Source organism: Paenalcaligenes hermetiae (assembly GCF_039543645.1).
GTDB lineage: Bacteria > Pseudomonadota > Gammaproteobacteria > Burkholderiales > Burkholderiaceae_B > Paenalcaligenes > Paenalcaligenes hermetiae.
This window is the reverse complement of sequence record NZ_BAABKD010000009.1, coordinates 535,230-558,036: the sequence shown is the minus strand read 5'-3', so window position 1 is coordinate 558,036 and position 22,807 is coordinate 535,230. Positions and strand designations below refer to the sequence as shown.

Genomic DNA, 22,807 nt, shown 5'->3' with positions numbered 1-22,807 from the left:
GACACGTTAGCGAGGACGGCTTTGTGGTTGGTCGTCGTCACTGCGTAAGCTAAATAACGCCGGTGGTGCGGGCAGAATAGTGGGCTTTACCAAAGTAAAGTATAAGAAAAATAAGCCGAGAATAACATAACCTAAACTGAATTCTGGGGCTGCGTTCCAACCCAAGCTAGGGGCATGTATTAATCCAATAAAGGCTAAAAAGGCAGTAATAAAACTAAAGACAGCAGCTCGACGGAAATTGTGATCAATCACACATACTGTCATTGCCCCAAACATCATGGCTGTAAACATGGCACCTTGGCCCAGTGGAATAATGCCGCTTGAGATCCCTTCTACGACTTCTCCTGCTTTATTGCCGAATCGTGTCATCAGATAATTACCAAAGTAGGGCAGCATTGCTATAGCTACTGCTGGGTAATAACGTTTGGCGTTTGCTTGGTAAGCCGTCGCTACCATTGAAATCCCCACAAAAACCAAAATAGGGGAAACTACAGCGACAGGGATGATCGCGGCCATTGCCGCAATAAGCCCACAGGTCGTCGCTAAAATATAAACCACACCATTTGCAATACTGTATCCGCGCCCTGCACCCATCCATTTAGAGCTAGCCGAAGCAATATAGACTGTTGTGGGAAATAGACCGCCAAACAAAGCACCAAGCATGGTCCCAACGCCATCCACCGCTTGGCATTCCCGTACGTCGTACTCATCGCCTAAGACTTTCATGGCTTCAACGTTGTTCATGGTCTCAATGGCGTTATACAAGGTAATGGGTAATACCACCGTTAATACCCCAACCATGGTGGTAAATAATAAACCCATTCCATCAAAAGCGGCAGTGGTCAAAAGCGGGGGATAAAAACCTAAGTGGCTAAGCCCATTTTGAATGTTTTGTGGGTCGGATTGGCGTAGGGTATAAGCTAAAATTGTACCGATTAGAATGGCAAAAAATGTGGGAGATAAGCGAAAAGGCATGACGACCCGACCAATAATCCCCACAATAATAATGCCAAGCACTACCAAGCCTAAAATAGGCATTTCAAAGGTTTTAAAGAGCATCTCACCACCAATAAAGGTGATGGCTACACCAGCAACAGCCCCTAGCATAGCGGCACGTGGTAGGTTACGTTGCATCCAGCGGCCAGTAAAAGATACGAGAACCTCGATTAGACCACTTAAAAAGCAGGCTCCAGCGGCGATTTTCCATGCAAGATCTGCATCTCCGGTGATGTTTTTAGCGGGCAGTAATACACCAAATAAAAACACAAACATAACAGGAGTGCTAATGCCATAAGACAGGGCTGTGACATCGGCACGCTGCTCACGCGTAGCCAGCCGCTTTGCCATATATGCGTAGTAAAAGTTACCGGTCATCACCGCTATCGCGGCACCGGGCAGGACCTTACCAAAAACGATGTCTTGGCTAAATCCCATGCCTAACATGGCCAGCGCAATCACAATGAAGTTGGCTATATTGTTTTGGAATAAGGCAAAAAACGCATCGGTATCCTCGCGTTTAAACCATGGATAATGAAAAGAGCCCTGTCGCATTATTGATCCGTAGAAGTAGTAAAAAAGCCCACGCGGTTGGTTGCGTGAGCTGATTAAAAATACGGTGCGCTGCACCAATGGTGCGAATTTTAATCGCTAATCAATCATTTTTGCTAGTGCACCTAAGCAATAAGTCGGGTAATTGTTGCATTTGGCTAAACGTATAGTGTGCTCCGGCTTCGAGTAAAGGGTGTGGGTTTTCTGATGACGGGCAGTAAGCAAAGACCGTGGCTCCGGCGGCCACACCAGCCGTAATGCCTGTCACACTATCTTCAATGATGGCGCACGCGGTAGCGGGCGTATGCATAACCTCGGCAGCGCGTAGGTACACATCGGGGTAAGGTTTATTACGAGGGGTATCGACCCCGCTAAAGATTTTTCCTTGAAAATAGCAACTTAACCCAACCTTATCCAGTTGTAGCAGAATTTTTGATTTTTCTGCTGCTGAAGCACAAGCGAGGTGCTCAGGCCAGTGCTTTTTTAATATTTGCAAGCAGGAGTGAATACCGGGAACAGCAATAACTTGCTGGCGTAGCGCTTGATTACGGCGCAAGGTATAAGCCATTATCCATTCTGCATCTAGCTTTTGCCCTAAGTGTTGTTGAATGTAGTCGATTTCTTCTTGGGTGGATTTACCTAAAAATAGATGTTGGCATTCTGCGTAGCTGAGCGTCCACCCCAGATCTGCTAGCATTTTACGTAATAGATTTAAACGAATGGGCTCGCTGTCGACGAGCACCCCATCGCAGTCAAAGATAATGGCCTGAAATGACATAGACGAGCACCAATAAAAACGGTAGGTGCTTTTATGATACGTGATTTAAACGTAAAAAAAATTACGCGGCAGCACAAACGGAACAGCTGGGGCCTTTGCAGTTATGCAACACCGAGCTGCGAATGCCTTTTTGGGTGCCAGGACCTTCGACATTAACACCGGCGAGCTGTTGCTGTGGCGTGAGTGCGCGCTGAGGACTGCCTTTAATATAAAGGCTACGAGGGGCACTGATTTGAATTTGTAGGGCGTCGTTATCGCAGTGCGCACAGGGGCCTGGGCTATGTCGTTTGGCTATGGGTAAAAAGCGTGTGGTTACAGCGTGACAAGAGGAGCAGGTGTAATCGTAAATAGGCATAAAGATATTCTCGTTGAAGGTGCCTAGATGCTAGACCTAGGCATGCGTGATCATTAGCTTAATGTGCAGCGAACCCCGGGGCGACCAAAATGTGCCGCGTCGTTAAGGGCCCCTTGAGGCAAGATGTCGGTGTCGAAAATACCAGTAGGTAATGCTAAGGAGGCCGAAGCGTTGGGGACATCTACTACACCGCCGTAACGCCCTTCGACGGGAGCGGCGGTAAGAAGCATATAGGCTTGGCTCGCGTTTAGGTCCGTCACCCGTGTGATGTAGTCAATAGCGGCTAAACAAGCTTGGCGATAAGCAACTGTCGCGTCGAGGTAGTGGTTCACCTCGTTTTCAACACTGATGCCAGTGAAGGTGAGCCATTCGTCGTAACGCACATCGTGGCGACCAGGAACGTAAATGGGAGAGGTGATGCCGTATTTGGCCATGCCGCCCTTAATGAGGTCAAAGCCTAAATGGGCAGCGCCATCCATTTCAATGGCTCCACAGAAGGAAATTTCCCCATCGCCTTGGGAAAAATGCAGGTCCCCTAAAGATAGCCCTGCGCCTTTGACATACACAGGAAAATAAATGCGGGTGCCGACAGTGAGGTTTTTGATATCGAGGTTGCCACCGTGCTCACGTGGAGGTACGGTACGTGCTGCTTCGCTTGCCATACGGTCAAACTCAGCCCCAGATACCCCGCGTAAAACAGCGGTGTCTTTATGAGGGGGGTTGGCTTGCCCTTTTTTTACGAGTACGTCTTCGCGTCGATTCCACTCTTGGAGCAGCTCGTGTGAAGGTAGGGTACCGATTAGGCCTGGGTGAAGCATAGCACCAATGCGTACGCCGGGGATATGGCGAGAGGTAGCGAATTTTCCTCTGAGATCCCAGATTGCCTTATCGGCTTCAGGAAAGTGATCAACGAGAAAAGACCCCCCGTTTTCTTTGGCAAAAACACCAGAAAAGCCAATGGGGGTGACATAGTTAATATCTAGTAGGTCAACGACGAGAATATCGCCAGGCTCAGCACCCTCGACGTGAACAGGGCCGGTAAGAGGGTGCGCGCGCGTTAGGTCCACGTCTCGGACATCATTGGCGCTATCGTTATCTTTAATTTGAGCATCCAGAAAGTCTAAACATTCCAGTATGATTTCCTCTCCGGGCTTAACGCTGGTGAGTTCGGGGATATCGGGGTGCCAGCGGTTATGACCGATTTCTGCTTGTTCGGCTAACGGTTTCCCAGGTTGGATACGGAGATGCTGCATGGATTGTCTCCTTTTTTCAGCTTATATTGTGTGGATATGTTGTGTGCGCCATTCGGCCAATTGATGTTAGCTCGAATCAAAGCAAAAAAGCTCTGGGGAAAAGCCCTAGGATAAGGTAATGAATTTACGATTTTTAGATACTTTTTTGGTGATCGCTCGTTTAGGAAGCTTTAGAGCGGCCGCTACTGAGCTGGGTTTAACTCAGGCAGCGATATCTGGGCGCATAGCAACCCTAGAGGCGGACTTAGGGCAAACCTTATTTGAACGTACAGCTCGAGACAGCCGCTTAACTCCAGCGGGTCAAATGCTACTGATGTATGCCAAGCAGCTGTTAGCTACCGAATCAGAGCTAAGGCAAGTTGTTGCTGAGCAAAAACCGTTAGGAGCAGAAACGCTAAAAATAGGGATAAAACAAGAGCTAGCTACAGTTTGGTTGCCGACATTTTTGCCTTTTTTGGCAAGCTTGCACCCTTTAACCCAGATACAAGTCTCTTTAGGCAGTACGGCTTTTCTGCATCAGCAGCTACAGGCTGGAGCTGTGGATATGATAGTGAGTTTTGCGGCCTTGGAGCGGCAGCGAGGGTTGCGCAACATGGTCGTGGCACGGTTGCCCATGGCGTGGGTGGCTTTGCCGCCTGCACAATTACCCTTAGCTATTAGCTTGGATGAAGTGGTGCGACAGGGGGCGTTGATTACCACACAGCCACAGTCACCCCTGGATCTTGTTTTACGCTCGTTGCTTAAAAAAGAAAAAATACAGAACGGTATTGTGCACCAGCTTGTTGGCAGAGATGCAATAGAACAGTTTGTACGTCACAAAGCAGGCACGGCTTTTGTGCCGCGTTTATGGTTCACAGGGGCGATTCAGAAAAAAGAGTTGTGTGCTTTGCCCTGCTTGGTCGAGGTTGAGCCTATACCAGTAGTTTGTAGTTGGCGTAGTGATAGTGATTCACCGCATGCTCACGCTTTTAGGGCAACGTTAAAAGCTTTTATGCGTCAGCAAGCTGCTGACGCAGACGGCGCTATAGTATTGGATTAGTCAGTAGGAACATTGAGCCATTGCTGAATAATGCGCTGATGTTGCTCAAAACGTTCAGCGGTCGGCAGGTTGGGCAGCACAATGGAAATACTTAGTTGATATGCATAGATCAGCGAGGCTGTGTCATGAGCCTGTTGGTCTTTGTATCCCATCTGTTTGAGTACGCTTTCTATATAGCGCAAGCGATGGCTATCGACTTCGTCCATGGCTTGTCTAGCGAGTGGGTCGCGTCTGGCCCATCCCCGAATACCAATCTCAAATGCGGCGGCTTCGCGAGCGGCATTTCCGCGAAAAGGTAAGCTTAAAAGCTGTTGGAGACGCTCGCTGGGGGAATACGGCGAGCTACCTAGCTGTTGAATGATGTTTTCTGTAGCGCGAGCGCGCCAATTGATCAACAGACTTTGTAGAAGATCCTCGCGGCTTTTGAAATGATAATAGAAGCTGCCGCGGGTAATATTGAGCTCTTTGGCAAGGTTATCAATACGTACGGTATCAATGCCGCCTTTGATAAGCATGCGCTGAGCGGCTTGGATCCAGTCTTCCCGGGTAAGGGTAGGGCGAGTCGACATAGTCAGAGTTAATTCTTTCGTTATTGATTTATCAAGACCAAACAGGATTTGGTTTGGTGTTTAATCATATTCAATTTCTGCTAAAAATGACACTATTGTACGTATAAACCCTGTTCATTTGTTGAACATACAGTAGTGCATGTTTTGTTTTTCTTGTGTAATATAGGTAATTGAAGTTCGTTATATATAGGTATTAACCATAGTTTTAGGTGTAAACCTGAGTCCTTAAAATACACATACGTATCTGTATCTTAAAAATATCGGAGGTCAAATGGAAGGCGTAGGAAAGACTCTACTTGCAGCAGGCCATCAAACCAATTATCACGAAGCAGGCGAGGGTGCTCCCCTGTTCTTACTACACGGTTCTGGCCCAGGTGTATCTGGCTGGACGAACTGGGCAAAAACCATGCCCGAGTTTTCTGATAAATGGCGTGTCATCGTGCCTGATATCGCTGGTTTTGGCTTTACCGAGTTCAAAGAAGGTACAAAATACGACATCAAGCTATGGGTTAACCATTTGATTGGCATCATGGATGCGCTGGACATCGAAAAGGCCTCCTTTATTGGTAACTCTTTTGGTGGCGCTGTTGCGATTGGCTTAGCTATTTTCGCGCCTGAGCGTGTAGATAAACTGGTATTGCTAGGTACTCCCGCAGGCGAATTTGAACAAACTCCCGGCCTACGTGGCGCTTGGGTTTATGAGCCCTCCATGGAAAATATGCGTGCGCTCATGGAGCTCTTCCCTTACGACAAGAGTCTGATTACTGATGCGTTGGTCGAGGCTCGCTACAAAGCCAGCGCACGTGAGGGCGCTCAGGATGCACTACGTAAACTTTTGCCCAAACCTAACGAGGAAGGCCCAACCATTGTTCGTGGTTTCCCTGCCAGCGCGTTAGAAAAAATCACCGCTCCTACGCTTGTGGTACACGGTCGTGAAGACGCGGTGGTTCCTCCCCAGTGTGGTTTATTGATTGCTAATTCGGTTCCCAATGCAGACTTGCACTTGTTTGGTCGTTGTGGACACTGGGTGCAGAGCGAGCAGCCACGTCGTTTTGTGGCCTTAGTTCGCGATTTCCTATCTGAGTGAGGCGGCTATGAGTCGTAACGTATTAGAGCGCGTTTTGTGGCAGTTATCGGTTGAGCGTCCTGCCAAAGAACGCTTCCGTGAAGACCCCGAGGGTTTTTTGTCTCGTTTTGATTTAACCGACGAGGAAAAAGCTATGGTGTTGAATTTTGATGTCAAAGCCATGCAAGAGCTAGGCGTCAATGCGATGTTAACCATGGGTTTTTGGCAAGAAATGGCACCTAACCGCAGCATGCGTTTGTACAAAGAAAAACTGGGTGCTACGGATGAACAAACGGCTGGTTTTTCTGCCGCTCTAAAAGGAAGCAACTAATGGGTAAGATCGTTGGCGGATTTTGGATGCCGCATGACCCCGTAATGTTGGTGTCGCCAGACGCACCACCAAAAGAACAACAAGACGCTGTATGGGGCGCCTATGAGGAGTGTGCGCGTCGTTTAGCGGACTTGAACCCCACATCGGTCATTATTGTGGGCTGTGACCACTACATTCTTTTTGGAACACATTGTTTGCCACGCTACTTAATTGGCACGGGTGATGTGGATGGTCCTATCGAGCGCTTACCTATGCTAGAGCGCGGGGTGGTTAAAAATCACGAGGCTTTGGCCAATCACATTGTGAACGAAGGCGAAAAGCAGCGTATTGACTGGGCCGTAGGTCGTAGCTTTACGATGGACCATAGTTTTGCGATTCCCCATCAGTTTGTGGTGCAACCTGCCGAAAAAGCCTTAGGTCGTACTTTGCCTTCTATTCCTGTTTATCTAGCCTGTGGTGTGGATCCATTTATCTCTTTTGAGCGCTGTGTGGATTTAGGGGAACAAATTCGTGCAGCGGTGGAATCCTTTGATGAGGACGAGCGTGTTGTCATCATTGGTAGCGGTGGTATTAGTCACTGGGTGGGCACCGTAGAAATGGGTCAAGTGGGCGAGGACTTCGATAAAGAAATCCTGCAGCATGGTGTCAATGGCGATCTCAAGGCGCTTTGCTCTTACTCTAACGAAGAAATTTTGCGTCGTGGCGGTAACGGTGCCATGGAGATCCGTACTTTTGCTGTGGCAATGGCCGCAGTTCCTAATCCTAAAGGCGAAGTCATTGTGTATGAACCTGTACCAGAGTGGGTTACCGGTCTAGGTTTCCTTGAGCTCATCGCCGGAGATAAATAATGTCTAAAGTTTTTTTATGCAAAGCCGATGAGTTAGCTCCCGGCGAAATGAAGCGTGTACCCAACGAAGAGGTTGGTGATATTTGTGTATACAACCTTGAGGGTACGTTTTATGCAACAGCAGACCTTTGCACGCATGCAACGGCCTCTTTGGCCGAAGGGGATATTGATGATGACCTCATCACATGTCCTGTGCATTGGGGGCAGTTCCATATCCCAAGTGGCAAGGCAGTGACATTCCCTTGTGAGCGCGATTTGCGTACGTATCGCGTTGAGTTAGAAGGTGATGAGGTTTATGCGGACCTAAGCGCAGAGGCAGAAGAAGCTGCCAGCGATGACAGCAGCCCCATTTAAACCGTAATCGGTCGTTCCATCTGATTTGCTATCGAGGAATTATGAGCAAGGTTATCAACTTAAAACCCATTGAGACCACTCCTGTTATGCAAGGTTTAGACAACCTTTGCAATATGGAAGAAGGTCGCTTGTCTGGTAAGATTTTTTGGGACCAGGAAATTTATGAGCAAGAACTAGAGAAAATTTTTGCTCGTTGTTGGTTATTTGTGGCCCATGAGTCGCAACTACCTAAACCCGGTGATTACCTCACCACCACGATGGGCGAGGACGAGGTGATCGTCGTGCGTCAAAAGGACATGTCCATCAAGGTGTTGATTAACGCCTGTCCTCACCGTGGTAACAAGGTTTGTTTTGCCGAGGCCGGTAATGCGCGTGGTTTTGTTTGTAACTATCACGGTTGGGCTTTTGGTCCTGATGGGGCATTACGCGGTATGCACGAATCCAAAGCCTATGAAGAGTCTGGCTTTGATAAGTCTAAGCACGGTTTACGTGAAGTTGCACAAGTGGACTCATACAAAGGTTTGGTTTTTGCTACCTTTGACCCCGAGGCACCCTCTTTAGAGGAGTACCTAGGTCCAATCACATGGTATCTCGATGTGATATTTGATATGGACGAGGGGGGCACAGAGTTCTTAGGTGGATGTATCCGTTCTACCTACGAGTGTAACTGGAAAGTCGCTGCAGAAAACTTTGTGGGCGATATTCTACATGGTGGTTGGACACACGACTCAGCGGCACGTGCTATGCTCGGCGGCCCTGTGGTTAACGTAGGTGAGCTACCTGAATCTTATGCTGTGAACTGGAACGGTCATGGTTATGAGTTTGCTACCGATGGGATTGGTAACGCGGCCGTTTTAGGTGAGCGTGAAATCAATAAATACTTGCACGAGTTACGCCCCAAAGTGGCTGAGCGTTTAGGCGAGTTCCGCGCGCAGCTAACAGGTGCGATTTCGTCTTGCACGATTTTCCCTAACTTCTCTTTCCTACCAGGTCAGAACACGGTTCGTGTGTGGCAGCCTCGTGGTCCCAATAAGATCGAGCTTTATACATGGGTAGTCGTAAACAAAAATGCGCCTGAGCGTATTAAAGAGCTCTGGCGTCGTGGTGCCATGATGACGTTCTCACCTACTGGCGTGTTTGAAATGGATGACGGTGAAAACTGGGAATACTGCACCAAAACGAGCCGTGGCGTCGTTACCCGCTACCAAGACCTTTATGTTGGGTTGGGTATGAACACTTACCTACCTGACTCCGAGCTGCCTGGCAACGTATTTAAAGGCCAAATTAACGAAGCGAACTCCCGTGCTTTCTACCAGCGTTGGAAAGACATGCTCCAGTCCGAAAGCTGGAAGGATGTGCCTGATCGTAATAACGGTAAGCTCAAGTAATCGGAGGGTTTCATGACTGTAAAAAATGAATTAGTTGCGCTAGAAGTCGAGCGCGAAGTCAAAGCGTTTTTGTACCGTGAGGCCCGTTTGCTTGATACAGAGCAGTGGGACGACTGGTTGGCTTTGATGCACGAAGAGGTTCACTACTGGATGCCTGGTATTGAAAACCGTCGTCGTGAAGACAAGTTAGGCCAGTACTCAGCGGATCACATGGCGTATTTTGATGACCACTTACGTGATTTGACCCGTCGTGTTGAGCGTTTTAAGCAAGCTACCGCTTGGGCAGAAAACCCACCTACCCGAAACGTACACATTGTTTCTAATGTAGAGGTTTTTGCTGGCGAAAACGAAGACGAGTTCGTGGTGCATTCTTGCATTTTCAGCGTACGCAGCCGTGGTTTGAATGAGCATTTTGAAATTGCGGCACGCCGAGAAGACGTATTGCGTCGTGTGGAGGGTGAGCTCAAGATCTTGCGCCGTAAGATTTTGATCCCGAACGCAACGCTTTTATGCAAAAACATCAACACGTTCTTATAAGGAAATAGCAATGGGGTGGCTAGACGGACAGGTAGCTTTGGTCACAGGCGGAACCGGTGGTATTGGTAGCGCTATTGTGCGTCGTTATGTGGCTGAAGGCGCCAAAGTCGGTGTTATGGCTCGTGATGCCACCGCATTGCAGCAGCTCCAAGAGGAGCTGGGCGATGCGGTCGTAACCATACAGGGTGACGTAACTCGTTATCAAGATAATCAGCGTGCTGTTGATACAACTGTGGAGACTTTTGGACGTCTAGACACCTTTGTTGCGAATGCAGCCGTATTCGATTATTTCACTCGTTTGGATCGAATCGAGCCGGAGAAGCTGGAAGAATCCTTTCAGAAACTTTTTGCCGTTAACGTGCAAGGGTATTTGTTAGGAGCGCGTTGTGCGATTGAGCCTTTGCGACAGAGCAAAGGCTCAATGATTTTTACCTTATCTAATAGTGCATTTTATGCTGGTGGGGGTGGCATTTTATATGTTACAGCCAAGCATGCATTGGTGGGGATGATTCGCCAACTGGCCTATGAGCTAGCTCCTGATATTCGTGTGAATGGGGTGTCTCCCGGTGCAACCAGCACACCAATGAAAAGCCTAGAGGGCTTAAATAAACGTAGTGTTCCTTTAAATGAAATCCCTGGGTTTGAACAGGCTGCCGCCGAGGCTGTGCCTTTAAAACGAATTGCTAACCCCGAGGATCACACAGGGCATTATGTATTATTAGCTTCTAAACAAAACTCGGGTCTAACAACCGCTCACATTATTCATAGTGATGGGGGCTGGGAGATCCGTAAAGCCGCTGGTTAGTCTTAATCCCATCAGGAGTCTGAATGAGTGTGAATCTAAACACCCTAAGTCGTGCCGAATTGCAAGCCCAATTATTGAAGCTTCTACAATCACAGCGCTTACCTGCTGTGGCGGCACCGATGTTCTTAGTTTCAAGCCCCGAGCTAACGATTGCTAGCTCTAAAGCTGGCATTATAGGTAGTATTCCAGCTCCGAATGCGCGTACGGTAGAGCAACTAGATCAATGGCTAGCGCATATCTCTGCGGAGCTAGGTCCTGAAAAAAACCAAGGCAAAAGCTATCCTTGGTTGCTGAACATGATTGTTCACTCTACTTATGATCGCTTTGATGCTGAAGTGGAGCTTGTCAAACGCTATAAACCAGCAATTGTGACGACAGCTTTAGGTTCGCCTAAGCGCGTGTTATCTACTGTGCATGAGTACGGTGGTTTGGTGATGGCAGATGTGATTACGCCTACGATGGCGCGTAAAGCGGCGGATGCTGGCGTAGATGGTTTGATTTTGGTCTGTGCAGGAGCCGGTGGTCATACAGGTAAGTACAACCCCTTTTCTTTTTTAGCTGAAGTGCGCGAATTTTGGGACGGCCCGGTTGGCTTAGCCGGTGGGGTGTCTAATGGTAAAGATATTCATGCGGCTCGTGTTTTAGGCTATGACTTTGTTTTGATTGGGACACGTTTAATACCTGCTAAAGAGAGCATGGTATCCGACGGTTATCGTCAAATGTTGCTCGAATCAAAAATGGAAGACGTGGTGGCGAGTAAATCGGTCAGTGGCGTGATGGCAAACTGGCTTGTTCCTTCTTTAGAGAAAGCTGGAGTTGACCCTTCGGTAGCGAAGGCAGCGGAAATTGATTTTTCTGGCAATATGGCGGCCGATACGAAGGCCTGGAAGCACATTTGGTCTGCCGGGCATGGTGTAGGGCAGATCAAATCGCTTTATACTGCGGCCGAGCTGGTCGATGAGCTAGAAGCCGAATATCGAAGCAGCTTAGCCCGTACATTTTAAGTCTGGAGAAATTTATGACCAATCAATCAAACATTGAAGCCGCCGCAAGTGTTATTGCTGAATCCCGCCGTTTAGCTCGCCCTTGTTGCCCCATTTCTGAGCGTTTTGGTATTACTTCTATTGAAGATGCCTACGCGATCCAAGAAATCAATACACAGCGCGCTTTGGATGCAGGGGCGCGTCTAGTAGGACGAAAAATCGGTTTGACGTCGGTGGCCGTGCAACAGCAGCTTGGGGTGGATCAGCCCGATTTTGGCATGCTGTTTGCGGACATGGAGTATTTAGATGGAGCTGAAATTGATAGCACCAAACTGATTGCTCCTAAAGCCGAAGGGGAAATCGCTTTTGTATTGGGTAAAGACATTACCCATGCAGATGTCACGATGGCAGAGCTGATCCGTGCTGTGGAATATGTGGTGCCTGCGCTAGAAATCGTGGACTCTGCGATCGAAGACTGGAAGATCACTATTTCGGATACGGTAGCCGATAATGCATCGGCGGCATCGTATGTTTTGGGTAAAAACCCCACTCGTTTACATCAATTAGATTTAAGCCTCGAAGGTATGGTGTTAAACAAAAACCGCCAAACCGCGGCAATGGGTGTGGGTGCGGCCTGTCTAGGCAACCCGTTAGATGCGTGTTTATGGCTAGCGCGTACGATGGTCGAAGTCGGTCGTCCGTTGCAAGCCGGTGATGTGCTGTTGTCGGGTGCCTTGGGTCCCATGGTGCCTGTACAAGCTGGTGATCATTTACAGCTACGCTTAACTCGCTTAGGCGAGGTGAGCTGTCAATTTATCTAAGTTATTTTTGGTTGTCGCCCTTTCTATAGCCAGCATTGTCTGGCTATGGGGGTTGGCTCACCGATAGAGATTGAAAACAGATAGTAGGTGCGAGTGCATTTACTAACAGGAGACCCGAAGTGCAAAGTTTTTTCGATGATGAGAGCCAACTCGCTCCGGCGCGTGTAGAAGTAGAACATTTAGATAACGGTGGGTTTATCTTACGTTCGCCCGAGCCGCTAGGGCCCTATGCGCGTTGCGTAGGTGAATGGCTAGAAAAGTGGGCTAAAGAGACCCCAGATGCCATTTATTTTGCTGAGCGAGATGGTGATGGTTGGCGTGAATTAACCTATGCTCAAGTACGCGACATTGTGGGGCGCTTGGGGCAGGGGCTATTAGATATGGGCTTAAGCTCTGCGCAACCACTTGTCGTTCTTTCGAGTAATGACCTAAATCATGCCATGCTGACACTGGCAGCTATGCATGTGGGGGTTCCGATTGGAACGGTGTCGGTCGCTTACTCTAAAGGTCGTAAAGACTACACGAAGCTGACGGCGATTTTAAAGTCTTTTAATCCTGGTGCGATTTTTGTGAGCCATGGTGAAGACTATGCGCCATCGCTACTAAGTGTTAAACCGTCCTGTCCGATTATTGTCGGACAGGATCCAGAAGCCATCCCTGGTTCTATTCACATCGATCAACTCTATAACAGCAAAGAAACACCGGCAGTGATGGAGGCGTTTTATGCCCTAACCGGTGAGAGCCATGCTCGTTATTTGTTGACCTCGGGTTCAACAGGTGAACCAAAGGTGGTCGTCAATACGCACAAGATGCTTTGCTCAAATCAGCAGATGATTGCGCAGTGCTGGCGTTTCCTCGATAATCGAAAACTTAGAGTATTAGACTGGTTGCCTTGGAGTCATACTTTTGGCGCAAACCATAACTTTAATATGGTGTTGCGTAATGGCGGCTCGTTTTATATTGACGACGGCTTACCTATGCCGGGTCGTATTGAGCGTACCATTGAAAATATTAAGTATGTACGCCCCACGATGTTCTTTAATGTGCCTCGTGGCTATGATGTGTTGTTACCTTATATCGAGAAAGACCCAGAGTTAGCCGAGGCATTATTTGCTGATTTAGATGCCTTGTTCTATGCCGCTGCGGCGCTTCCTCAAAATACATGGGATCGCATCCATAAAGTCGCTAGTACTGTGCGTGATACGCCGTTGTTCTTCACTTCGGAGTGGGGAGCGACAGAAACCACGCCTGTACTAACGAACGTGCATTTCCGTATTGATAAACCAGGTAATTTAGGTTTGCCAGTTCCTGGGATTGAGATCAAGTTTATCCCTTCTGGCGATAAGCTGGAGATGCGTGTGAAAGGGCCTTCGGTCTTTACCGAATACCTGAATGATCCAGAGCTAGCCGCTCGCTCTTTTGATAGCGATGGCTTCTATATGATTGGTGATGCTGGGTATTTGTTAGACGAAGCGCATCCAGAAAAAGGCATTGTGTTTAATGGTCGTGTCACAGAAGACTTTAAACTGACCACAGGTACGTGGGTGTCAGTAGGGACGTTGCGTCCTGCGCTAGTGAGTGCTTTGGCTCCCTATGTTTCTGACTGTGTGATCTGTGGGCACGATCGAAGTGAAATCGGAGTATTGGCATTCCCAACCCCTGCTTTGCGTGAGCTAGCTGGACCAGAAGGGGAAACCATGCACGCCGATGAGCTGGCTCAAGTCCCAGCGGTGCGCCAAGCATTGTTAAAAGGGATGAAGCGCCATTATGCCGAAAATAAGGCATCGTCACGTCATGCACGCCGTCTTTTACTGCTAAATTCTGCGCCGAATATCGAGATCGGAGAGATCACAGATAAAGGTTATATCAACCAGCGCATGGCCATCAGTTATCGCGCGGACGATGTGAAGCGACTGTTCGCTGAGCCTCTTGATCCCGCGGTAATTTTAATTACGGAAGAAACTGGAGAATAGGAATGAGTGCCAGTAAAAAACTCAAGGTTGCCATCATCGGGTCCGGGAATATTGGTACCGATTTGATGATTAAAGTGCTACGCAACGGCAAGCACGTGGAAATGGGAGCGATGGTGGGTATTGACCCCAATTCCGACGGCTTGGCGCGTGCGCAGCGCATGGGCGTGGCGACTACGCATGAGGGCGTAGAAGGGCTTGCCAAAATGGATGTTTTTAAAGACATCGATATCGTTTTTGATGCAACAGCGGCCAGTGCCCATATTAAAAACGATAAGTTTTTGCGTGAGCTAAAGCCCAACATTCGCATGGTGGACCTAACCCCTGCAGCCATTGGCCCCTATTGTGTGCCGGTGGCAAACCTTGAGGAGCACATTGATCAGCTTAATGTGAACATGGTGACCTGTGGCGGCCAAGCAACAATTCCTATTGTGGCGGCCGTTTCCAATGTTGCAAAAGTTCACTACGCGGAAATTGTAGCCTCCATTGCAAGTAAGTCTGCTGGGCCTGGTACGCGTGCCAATATTGATGAATTTACCGAAACCACCTCAAAGGCGATTGAGGTAATTGGTGGCGCGACCAAAGGTAAAGCGATCATTATTTTGAACCCCGCCGAGCCTCCGGTCATTATGCGTGACACAGTATATGTTTTGTCCGAGGACGCGGATGAGGCGGCGGTAGAAAAAAGCATTGAAGCTACCGTGGCAGCTGTTCAAGCGTATGTGCCTGGTTATCGTCTCAAACAAAAAGTACAGTTTGAGCGCATTCCCGCCGATCAGCCTTTAACCATTCCAGGTTTAGGTCAGTTCAGTGGTTTAAAAACCTCGGTATTCCTCGAGGTAGAGGGGGCGGCGCACTATCTACCCGCTTATGCCGGTAACTTGGATATTATGACGTCCGCCGCCTTGGCCACCGCCGAGCGCATGGCACAATCCATTCTTAACGTGTGATGGGTAACAGTATGAACACAGGGAAAAAACTTTATATTTCAGATGTCACCTTACGTGACGGTAGCCATGCTGTACGTCATCAATACAGCGTTGAAGACGTGCGTCGTATTGCGCGTGCCCTAGATCAAGCTAAAGTCGATAGTATCGAAGTGGCGCACGGTGATGGGGTACAAGGCTCTAGCTTTAACTATGGCTTTGGCGCACACACAGACTTAGAGTGGATTGAAGCGGTAGCTGATGAGGTTCAGCACGCTAAAGTTGCCACATTGCTACTACCAGGTATTGGTACCATTGATGATCTAAAAGACGCGTATAACGCAGGCGCTCGTGTGGTACGTGTAGCTACTCACTGTACTGAAGCCGATATTTCGGCTCAACACATTGCTTTTGCGCGCGAGCTGGGCATGGATACGGTAGGTTTCTTGATGATGAGCCACCTCACCACACCAGAAAACCTAGCACAAGAAGCCAAGAAAATGGAAAGCTATGGTGCCACATGTATTTATATTGTGGACTCGGGCGGTGCGATGAACATGAATGATGTGCGTGATCGTTTCCGTGCTGTGAAAGCAGTATTGCAACCAGAAACCGAAACGGGGATTCACGCTCACCACAACTTATCGCTGGGCGTAGCGAACTCCATCGTTGCAGTAGAAGAAGGCTGCGATCGCGTGGATGCCAGTTTAGCCGGTATGGGTGCAGGGGCGGGTAACGCTCCGCTAGAAGTCTTTATTGCTGCCGCAGAGCGCATGGGTTGGAATCATGGTACGGATTTGTACACCTTGATGGATGCGGCCGATGATATCGTACGCCCCATGCAAGATCGTCCCGTTCGTGTTGACCGTGAGACGTTAGCATTAGGTTATGCCGGTGTATATTCTAGTTTCTTACGTCATGCCGAAGTCGCTGCTGAGCGTTACGGTCTAAAAACCGTGGATATTTTGGTCGAGCTTGGTCGCCGCCGCATGGTGGGAGGTCAGGAAGACATGATTGTTGACGTAGCACTAGACCTACTGAAACAACAGCAGGCTTAATGAGCCGGTACTAAGCCGTTCCCACCTTTAGGTGGGGCGGCTTATTTTATATACCATTTACGCAAACCAAGCGCATTGAAAAGGTAAAAACGGATGTCGTACAAAGTCGATGTGCAACCTTCAGGGCAGGTTTTTGAGGTTGCTGAAGATCAAACATTACTTGAGGCTGCTTTAGCTGAAGGCATGATGCTACGCCACAGTTGTAGGGAAGGCACGTGTGGCACATGTAAAGGTAAGGTTTTAGCGGGTCAGGTGGACCATGCAGATAGTGATTTAGAGGTATTGACGCAAGCAGAGCGTGATGAAGGTTTTGCTTTGTTTTGTCGTGCCAAAGCATGTTCTGATTTACAGATTCATGCACCAGAGGTCACTGAGCTAAAAGGGATCTCGATTCAGAAAACCGCAGCTCGGGTCGGGAGTATTGATCGGATTAGTGACGACGTTGCTATTGTGCGTTTGAATTTGCCACCCACCATGCCTTTTAATTATTTCCCCGGTCAATACGCCGAGGTCATTCTTAAAGATGGTAGTCGTCGTAGTTATTCTATGGCCACGGTACCCGGAGAAAGTAACCAGTTAGAATGGCATATCCGTAATACCGGTGGTACTTTTAGCCGATTTGTGTACGATGACTTAAAGGAAAAAACCTTATTGCGCTTAGAGGGTCCATTTGGCACATTCTATCTGCGTGATACGGATAAACCGATGGTATTTGTGGCGAGCGGCACGGGGTTTGCGCCGATTAAAGCGCTACTTGAACAGCTTGCTGCACAAAATAATACGCGTCCCGTGAGCATGTATTGGGGGGGGCGCCAGCTCAAAGATTTATATATGCATCAATGGGTGGTGGATTTTGCTAAAAATCACGACTGGTTAACATACACCCCTGTATTATCCGAGGTGGCGGATGGCGATATTTGGGACGGGGCGACCGGCTATGTGCACCATCAGGTTCTTAGTGATTTTAGTGATCTATCTGGTTACGAGGTCTATGCCTGTGGCAACCCGCTTATGGTCGACAGCGCACGCAAGGATTTCACCGAACAGCGTGGTTTAGACGAAGAAAACTTCTTTGCTGATGCCTTCGTTTAAACGCTAAAAAACTTAAAAAAACACGGGCCTAGGGTAAATAACTAGGCCCGTTTTTTTATGCCTAAAAAATCCTTTATATATCAATGAGTAAGCGTATTTTACATGATGAATAACACGGTAAAAAGACACGGTATATAGGGGTAATACTTAATGCCTAAAGTTTGACATGTAACCGCGCTCCATGCAGTATTTGGATACACATGCGTATGTGTATTTTTTCTTCTGTTTTTACTGGCTAAAAATCAGGGGAAATGGAAAAAAATAGTAGCAAAAATTGTTTTTAGGAGGCGGTTTTGAATCTTTCGATCCTGACATTTTTAACGCAGGATGGATTAACCACTGGAGCCATTTATGCGTTAGTAGCGTTGGCTTTGGTACTAGTCTTTGCGGTCACACGTGTCATCTTGGTGAGCCAAGGGGATTTTGTGGCATTTAGTGCGCTGACAATGGCGTCTTTTCAAGCGGGAAGCTTACCTGCGACCTTGTGGTTGCTCACCGTTGGTGCGGTGGCAGTTTGTATAAAAGATATCTGGGTGCTGGCTAAGCACCGCGCACTGGGGCGTATTCCTTTTGTATTAGCGATGCATTTTACTGTGCCTGCCGTGTTATGGCTGACGCTAAGCGCTATAGATCTCAACAGCCTTGGTGATGGATGGAAGGTCTTGTTAACACTGGCCGTGGTCGCCCCATTAGGACCGATCCTTTACCGCTTGATTTATCAGCCAGTAGCGCAGTCTTCTGTGCTGGTTTTATTGATCTTATCAGTCGCTTTGCATATCTCTTTGGTGGGTATTGGTTTGTGGATGTTTGGGGCCGAAGGGTATCGCACGCAGCCTTTTACTAATGCTAGCTTTATGTTGGGTGAAGCCATGATTAGTGCCCAAAGCCTATTGGTCTTGTTGGTGGCGATTGCGCTTATTGGCGCGTTGTATTTGTTTTTTGGTCACACCATGTATGGCAAAGCCTTGCGCGCAACGGCTTTTAATAGTGAAGGCGCACAACTGGTGGGGGTGCCAACCACCATGGCAGGTAGCACGGCGTTTTTCTTATCTTCGTTAATTGGCGCCTGTTCGGGGTTATTGATCGGACCGATTACCACCCTGTATTACGACTCTGGCTTTTTGATTAGTTTAAAAGGTTTTGTGGCTGCCATTATGGGGGGCTTAAGCAGCTATCCTTTAGCGGCACTAGGGGCTTTTATGGTGGGTTTAATTGAAAGCTATGCGACCTTTTTTGCTTCGCAGTACAAAGAGGTCATTGTGTTCACGCTGGTTTTGCCATTTTTACTCTGGCTGTCTTTAACCACCAATCCACTGGATGAGGAACACTAATGCATCGTCGTGTTGTTATGCCTTTGATTTTGGTGGTAATGGGTGCTTTGATCGCACCGCGCGTGCTGCCAGAATATTATTTGTCTTTATTAAATTACGTAGGTTTGTATAGCATTGTTGCGCTAGGCATGGTGCTGTTGACCGGTGTAGGGGGGCTGACCTCTTTTGGGCAAGCTGCCTTTGTCGGTATTGGTGCTTACGCTACGGCAGTGCTGACAACCCAGATGGGGCTATCGCCTTGGCTAGGCTTGATGGCTGGTTTGGTGATTACAGGGCTGATTGCCACGCTTTTAGGTTTGCTCACTTTACGCCTATCGGGGCATTACTTGCCTATTGGTACTTTGGCATGGGGGATTAGTCTGTATTACCTCTTTGGAAACTTACCCAATTTAGGGGGCTTTAGTGGAATCAGTCATTTGCCAGCGATCACGCTGTTTGGCTGGACTGTGAGTTCCAGTCAAGACTTTGGTGTGTTGATCTGGGTGATTGTGGGCGCAGTGATGTGGCTATTGAGTAATTTGCTTGATAGTCGCGAAGGACGAGCGATTCGTGCTTTGTTTGGGGGATCTGTCATGGCAGAGGCCATGGGAGTGAGTACTGCGCGCTCAAAATTGTTAATTTTTATTTATGCGGCTTTATTAGCAGCGGTCTCAGGTTGGCTCTATGCCCACATGCAGCGTTTTGTGAATCCTAGCCCTTTTTCGATCAACATGGGTATTGAGTACCTATTTATGATTTTACTAGGTGGGGCGAGCACATTAGGCGGTGCCGTGTTAGGGGCGGCAATGGTGACGGGCTTAAAAGAATGGCTTCAAGGCATCTTGCCTATGTTATTTGGACAAAATGGGAATTACGAAGCCATCTTTTTTGGTGGGTTAATTATTTTGTGTTTGCTGTATGCGCGCCAAGGGGTGTGGCCCGTGGTGGTAAGCCGTGTTCCTTTTTTACGTCCGCGAGCGCGTAATCTTACCGCGCTAAAAACAGCCGCCCCTTTACCTCAAAAAGCACCACTGCCAGCGGGTGAGCCGTTATTGGTAGCCGAGGGCGTAACCAAAAAATTTGGGGGGTTGGTTGCTAATAATAATATGAGCCTAACCATTAAAACGGGGCAGATTACGGCGTTAATTGGACCAAATGGCGCAGGTAAATCCACGCTATTTAATTTATTAACGGGCTTGTTGCCTTTGACTAGCGGCAAAATTGAGTTTCGTGGGCAAAGAATTGATGGTTTGTCTTCGCGCAAAATTGCGGCGCTAGGTGTTAGCCGCAGTTTTCAGCATGTGCGCTTAATCCCCACCATGTCGGTTTTAGAAAACGTGGCGCTCGGGGCGCATCGACGGGGGCTAGCTGGTTATATCCGCTCCGGCCTACATCTGGAGCGTGCTGAAGAAGCGTCTATTTTGGCTGAGGCCGCACGCCAGATTGAGCGCGTGGGACTGGCTAAACATATGCATGATGCTGCGGGCAGCCTTGCTTTAGGGCAGCAGCGTATTGTGGAAATTGCGCGTGCTTTATGCGCTGACCCCTACTTATTACTTTTGGATGAACCGGCGGCAGGCTTGCGTCATCTGGAAAAAGAGGCTTTAGCAGAATTATTGATGCGTTTACGTGCCGAAGGCATGGCGGTATTGATGGTTGAGCATGATATGGACTTTTTAATGGGTTTAGCCGATTACGTAGTGGTGATGGAGTTTGGGCAAAAGCTCGCTGAAGGCTTACCCGAAGAAATCCAAGAAAACCCCAAAGTACTAGCCGCTTATTTAGGTGGGGATGTAGCATGACAAAACCGCTGTTACTTGAGGTCAAGAATCTAGATATCGCCTATGGCAAGGTGGAGGCCGTACGTAATGTGAATTTACGGATCCACGAAGGGGAAATCGTCAGTGTGATCGGTCCTAATGGCGCTGGAAAAACCACTTTACTGAGTGCCATCATGGGACAGCTCCCTGCGACGGGCTCCATTATTTATGCGGGTGAACCATTAGCCAATCATCAGAGTGTGGCGTATCGAGTTGGTAAGGGATTATGTTTGGTACCGGAAAGCCGAGAGCTTTTTAGCCAAATGAGCGTCGAAGATAACTTACAGCTTGGCGCTTTTAGTCGCTACCGCCGTGGGGATAAAGATTTTCGTCAGGCTCGCGAGGCCATTTATGATTTGTTTCCACGTCTGCGCGAGCGTGCTAAACAGCAAGCGGGCACCCTATCGGGTGGAGAGCGTCAGATGTTAGCGATGGGTAGAGCATTGATGGCAAAGCCCAAATTATTAATGCTCGATGAGCCCAGTTTAGGCTTAGCCCCCTTAATCATTGAAGAGATTTTTCGCATCATTGGTGATTTGCGTCGCCAAGGGGTCTCTATTTTGTTAGTAGAGCAAAACGCGCGTGCCGCTTTGCGTGCCTCGGATTATGGTTATGTGATTGAAACGGGAGATGTGGTGTTAGAGGGGGTGGCCGCTGAATTGGCAGAAAACCCTAAGGTCATTGAATCCTATTTGGGGCGCAAACCCAGCGCAGAAAAAGCGCAATAAATTCATTTAAAACTGGTTATGAGTTAGGAGACTTTTATGAAAAAAACAGTGGCTTTTTTAGCCTGTGGCTTGCTATTTAGCAGTGTGGCGCTGGCAGATATTAATGTAGGTATTACGATTTCCACCACGGGTCCCGCGGCATCGCTGGGTATCCCTGAGCGTAATACCGTGCAATTACTTCCCAAGGAAATTGGGGGGGAAAAGGTCAATTATATCGTCTTGGATGATGCGACCGATACGACAGCAGCCGCACGTAATGCACGTAAATTTGTGAATGAAAACAAGGTGGATGTCATTATTGGCTCAACCGCTGTACCGCCCTCTGCAGCAGTGGCTCCGATTGCCGTAGAGTCCAAAACCCCGCAGATCGCCCTGGCGCCTTTTGCTGCTACCGGCGATGCGTTTCACTGGGTGTTTACGGTGCCTCAAACCAATAGCTTGATGGCGGGGGCATTGATTGAACACATGAAGAAAAATGGTGTCAAAAAGCTGGGTTATATTGGTTTTGCGGATGTGTGGGGTGATGACTGGAAAAAAGCGTTAACAGAGCTCGGTGAAGAGGCTGGCATTAGCTTAACCAGCGATGAGCGTTTTAGTCGTACTGATGCTTCCGTTGGCGGGCAGGTTTTGAAGGTCATTAGCAGCAAACCCGATGCCGTACTAGTCGGGGCGACCGGTACACCAGCGGCCTTACCGCATACCGAGTTACGCCGCATGGGCTTTAAAGGCTTGATCTATCATACGCATGGGGTAGCGAATCAGGCCTTTTTACGTATTGGTGATCAAGCATTAAACGGCGCGATTCTCCCCATTGGGCCGGTGGTAATTTGGGATAAGCTCCCCGATAGTCATCCATCTAAGGCGGTAGCAGAAGAATATGCCAAAGCCTACAGTGCAGCTTTTGGTGATGAGGCGCTTTCTCCGTTTGGGGCTTATTTATACGATGCTGGGCAGTTATTAAAAGCAGCAGTACCAGTTGCCTTGGAGACCGCTAAACCTGGTACGGAAGATTTCCGTGTGGCATTACGTGATGCTTTAGAAAATGTGAAAGAGGTCGTCGGTACGCATGGGGTATTCAATCTATCTCCTACCGATCACTTTGGTCATGACGAGCGCGCACGCGCCTTGGTCGAAGTGCAAAACAAAGACTGGGTCTTGATCGAAGAATAATGAAGTATTTGCAAAAGCACCATGATGGTGCTTTTGCTACTTGATAAAAAAACACATCC

The 22,807-nt window shown here is 48.4% G+C and carries 23 protein-coding genes; 18 read left to right on the top strand and 5 right to left on the bottom strand.

Annotated elements, in window-relative coordinates; translation table 11 throughout:
* Positions 1–6 precede the first annotated feature (6 nt).
* From ABD980_RS08490 to fmdA, 4 genes are all read right to left on the bottom strand, one after another.
* Complete coding sequence (locus ABD980_RS08490; RefSeq protein WP_300648453.1) at positions 7–1,551, bottom strand: hypothetical protein; 1,545 nt, start codon at positions 1,549–1,551, stop codon at positions 7–9.
* A 100-nt stretch (positions 1,552–1,651) separates the two neighbouring features.
* Complete coding sequence (locus tag ABD980_RS08485) at positions 1,652–2,326, bottom strand: HAD family hydrolase (protein WP_300648455.1); 675 nt, start codon at positions 2,324–2,326, stop codon at positions 1,652–1,654.
* Positions 2,327–2,387: 61 nt separating this feature from the next.
* Positions 2,388–2,681, bottom strand: coding sequence for an FmdB family zinc ribbon protein (locus tag ABD980_RS08480; RefSeq protein ID WP_345370970.1), 294 nt, complete (start codon positions 2,679–2,681; stop codon positions 2,388–2,390).
* Positions 2,682–2,734: 53 nt separating this feature from the next.
* Positions 2,735–3,934, bottom strand: coding sequence for a formamidase (fmdA, locus tag ABD980_RS08475; protein ID WP_345370968.1), 1,200 nt, complete (start codon positions 3,932–3,934; stop codon positions 2,735–2,737).
* A 118-nt stretch (positions 3,935–4,052) separates the two neighbouring features.
* Here fmdA and ABD980_RS08470 point away from each other — a divergent pair, with 118 nt between their 5' ends.
* Positions 4,053–4,973: a LysR family transcriptional regulator gene (locus tag ABD980_RS08470; RefSeq protein WP_300648461.1), complete on the top strand. Its 921-nt coding sequence runs from the start codon at positions 4,053–4,055 to the stop codon at positions 4,971–4,973.
* Here the strand turns inward: ABD980_RS08470 and ABD980_RS08465 are convergent.
* A complete protein-coding gene (locus ABD980_RS08465) occupies positions 4,970–5,542 on the bottom strand; it encodes a TetR/AcrR family transcriptional regulator (protein ID WP_260650948.1) in 573 nt (190 codons plus the stop codon). The genes ABD980_RS08470 and ABD980_RS08465 overlap by 4 nt on opposite strands.
* 271 nt (positions 5,543–5,813) lie before the next feature.
* Between ABD980_RS08465 and ABD980_RS08460 the strand changes: the two genes are divergently transcribed.
* From ABD980_RS08460 to ABD980_RS08380, 17 genes are all read left to right on the top strand, one after another.
* Positions 5,814–6,629 carry an alpha/beta fold hydrolase gene (locus tag ABD980_RS08460; RefSeq protein ID WP_260650950.1) on the top strand — a complete coding sequence of 272 codons (816 nt, stop codon included), beginning with the start codon at positions 5,814–5,816 and terminating at the stop codon, positions 6,627–6,629.
* 7 nt (positions 6,630–6,636) lie between these two features.
* On the top strand, positions 6,637–6,939 hold the full coding sequence (locus tag ABD980_RS08455; RefSeq protein ID WP_260650951.1) for a hypothetical protein: 303 nt from the start codon (positions 6,637–6,639) through the stop codon (positions 6,937–6,939).
* Positions 6,939–7,787 (top strand): DODA-type extradiol aromatic ring-opening family dioxygenase, encoded by an 849-nt coding sequence (locus ABD980_RS08450; RefSeq protein WP_260650952.1) that lies wholly within the window; start codon positions 6,939–6,941, stop codon positions 7,785–7,787. The genes ABD980_RS08455 and ABD980_RS08450 overlap by 1 nt, the downstream gene beginning before the upstream one ends.
* Entirely contained in the window at positions 7,787–8,140 is a 354-nt protein-coding gene (locus ABD980_RS08445; RefSeq protein WP_260650953.1) for a non-heme iron oxygenase ferredoxin subunit, read from the top strand. The genes ABD980_RS08450 and ABD980_RS08445 overlap by 1 nt, the downstream gene beginning before the upstream one ends.
* A 41-nt stretch (positions 8,141–8,181) precedes the next feature.
* On the top strand, positions 8,182–9,528 hold the full coding sequence (locus ABD980_RS08440; RefSeq protein ID WP_300648466.1) for an aromatic ring-hydroxylating oxygenase subunit alpha: 1,347 nt from the start codon (positions 8,182–8,184) through the stop codon (positions 9,526–9,528).
* A gap of 12 nt (positions 9,529–9,540) precedes the next feature.
* Complete coding sequence (locus ABD980_RS08435) at positions 9,541–10,065, top strand: 3-phenylpropionate/cinnamic acid dioxygenase subunit beta (protein ID WP_345370963.1); 525 nt, start codon at positions 9,541–9,543, stop codon at positions 10,063–10,065.
* Positions 10,066–10,075: 10 nt separating this feature from the next.
* A complete protein-coding gene (hcaB, locus tag ABD980_RS08430; protein ID WP_260650956.1) occupies positions 10,076–10,870 on the top strand; it encodes a 3-(cis-5,6-dihydroxycyclohexa-1,3-dien-1-yl)propanoate dehydrogenase in 795 nt (264 codons plus the stop codon).
* A 23-nt stretch (positions 10,871–10,893) separates the two neighbouring features.
* Complete coding sequence (locus tag ABD980_RS08425) at positions 10,894–11,874, top strand: NAD(P)H-dependent flavin oxidoreductase (RefSeq protein ID WP_345370961.1); 981 nt, start codon at positions 10,894–10,896, stop codon at positions 11,872–11,874.
* Between the two features lie 14 nt (positions 11,875–11,888).
* Entirely contained in the window at positions 11,889–12,674 is a 786-nt protein-coding gene (locus ABD980_RS08420) for a 2-keto-4-pentenoate hydratase (RefSeq protein ID WP_260650959.1), read from the top strand.
* 119 nt (positions 12,675–12,793) lie between these two features.
* Positions 12,794–14,647 (top strand): feruloyl-CoA synthase, encoded by a 1,854-nt coding sequence (locus ABD980_RS08415; RefSeq protein ID WP_300648471.1) that lies wholly within the window; start codon positions 12,794–12,796, stop codon positions 14,645–14,647.
* Between the two features lie 2 nt (positions 14,648–14,649).
* Positions 14,650–15,594, top strand: coding sequence for an acetaldehyde dehydrogenase (acetylating) (locus ABD980_RS08410; RefSeq protein WP_260650961.1), 945 nt, complete (start codon positions 14,650–14,652; stop codon positions 15,592–15,594).
* 11 nt (positions 15,595–15,605) lie between these two features.
* The gene (dmpG, locus tag ABD980_RS08405; RefSeq protein ID WP_260650962.1) at positions 15,606–16,628 is read left to right on the top strand and encodes a 4-hydroxy-2-oxovalerate aldolase; all 1,023 of its coding nucleotides are present in this window, start codon (positions 15,606–15,608) and stop codon (positions 16,626–16,628) included.
* A gap of 93 nt (positions 16,629–16,721) precedes the next feature.
* Positions 16,722–17,720 (top strand): CDP-6-deoxy-delta-3,4-glucoseen reductase, encoded by a 999-nt coding sequence (locus ABD980_RS08400; protein WP_345370956.1) that lies wholly within the window; start codon positions 16,722–16,724, stop codon positions 17,718–17,720.
* 293 nt (positions 17,721–18,013) lie between these two features.
* Complete coding sequence (locus ABD980_RS08395; RefSeq protein ID WP_345370954.1) at positions 18,014–19,051, top strand: branched-chain amino acid ABC transporter permease; 1,038 nt, start codon at positions 18,014–18,016, stop codon at positions 19,049–19,051.
* Positions 19,051–20,832: a branched-chain amino acid ABC transporter ATP-binding protein/permease gene (locus ABD980_RS08390; protein ID WP_345370952.1), complete on the top strand. Its 1,782-nt coding sequence runs from the start codon at positions 19,051–19,053 to the stop codon at positions 20,830–20,832. Before ABD980_RS08395 ends, ABD980_RS08390 begins: the two co-directional genes overlap by 1 nt.
* Positions 20,829–21,578 (top strand): ABC transporter ATP-binding protein, encoded by a 750-nt coding sequence (locus tag ABD980_RS08385; protein WP_260650968.1) that lies wholly within the window; start codon positions 20,829–20,831, stop codon positions 21,576–21,578. The genes ABD980_RS08390 and ABD980_RS08385 overlap by 4 nt, the downstream gene beginning before the upstream one ends.
* 36 nt (positions 21,579–21,614) lie before the next feature.
* The gene (locus tag ABD980_RS08380; RefSeq protein WP_260650969.1) at positions 21,615–22,748 is read left to right on the top strand and encodes an ABC transporter substrate-binding protein; all 1,134 of its coding nucleotides are present in this window, start codon (positions 21,615–21,617) and stop codon (positions 22,746–22,748) included.
* The last annotated feature ends 59 nt before the right edge of the window (positions 22,749–22,807 follow it).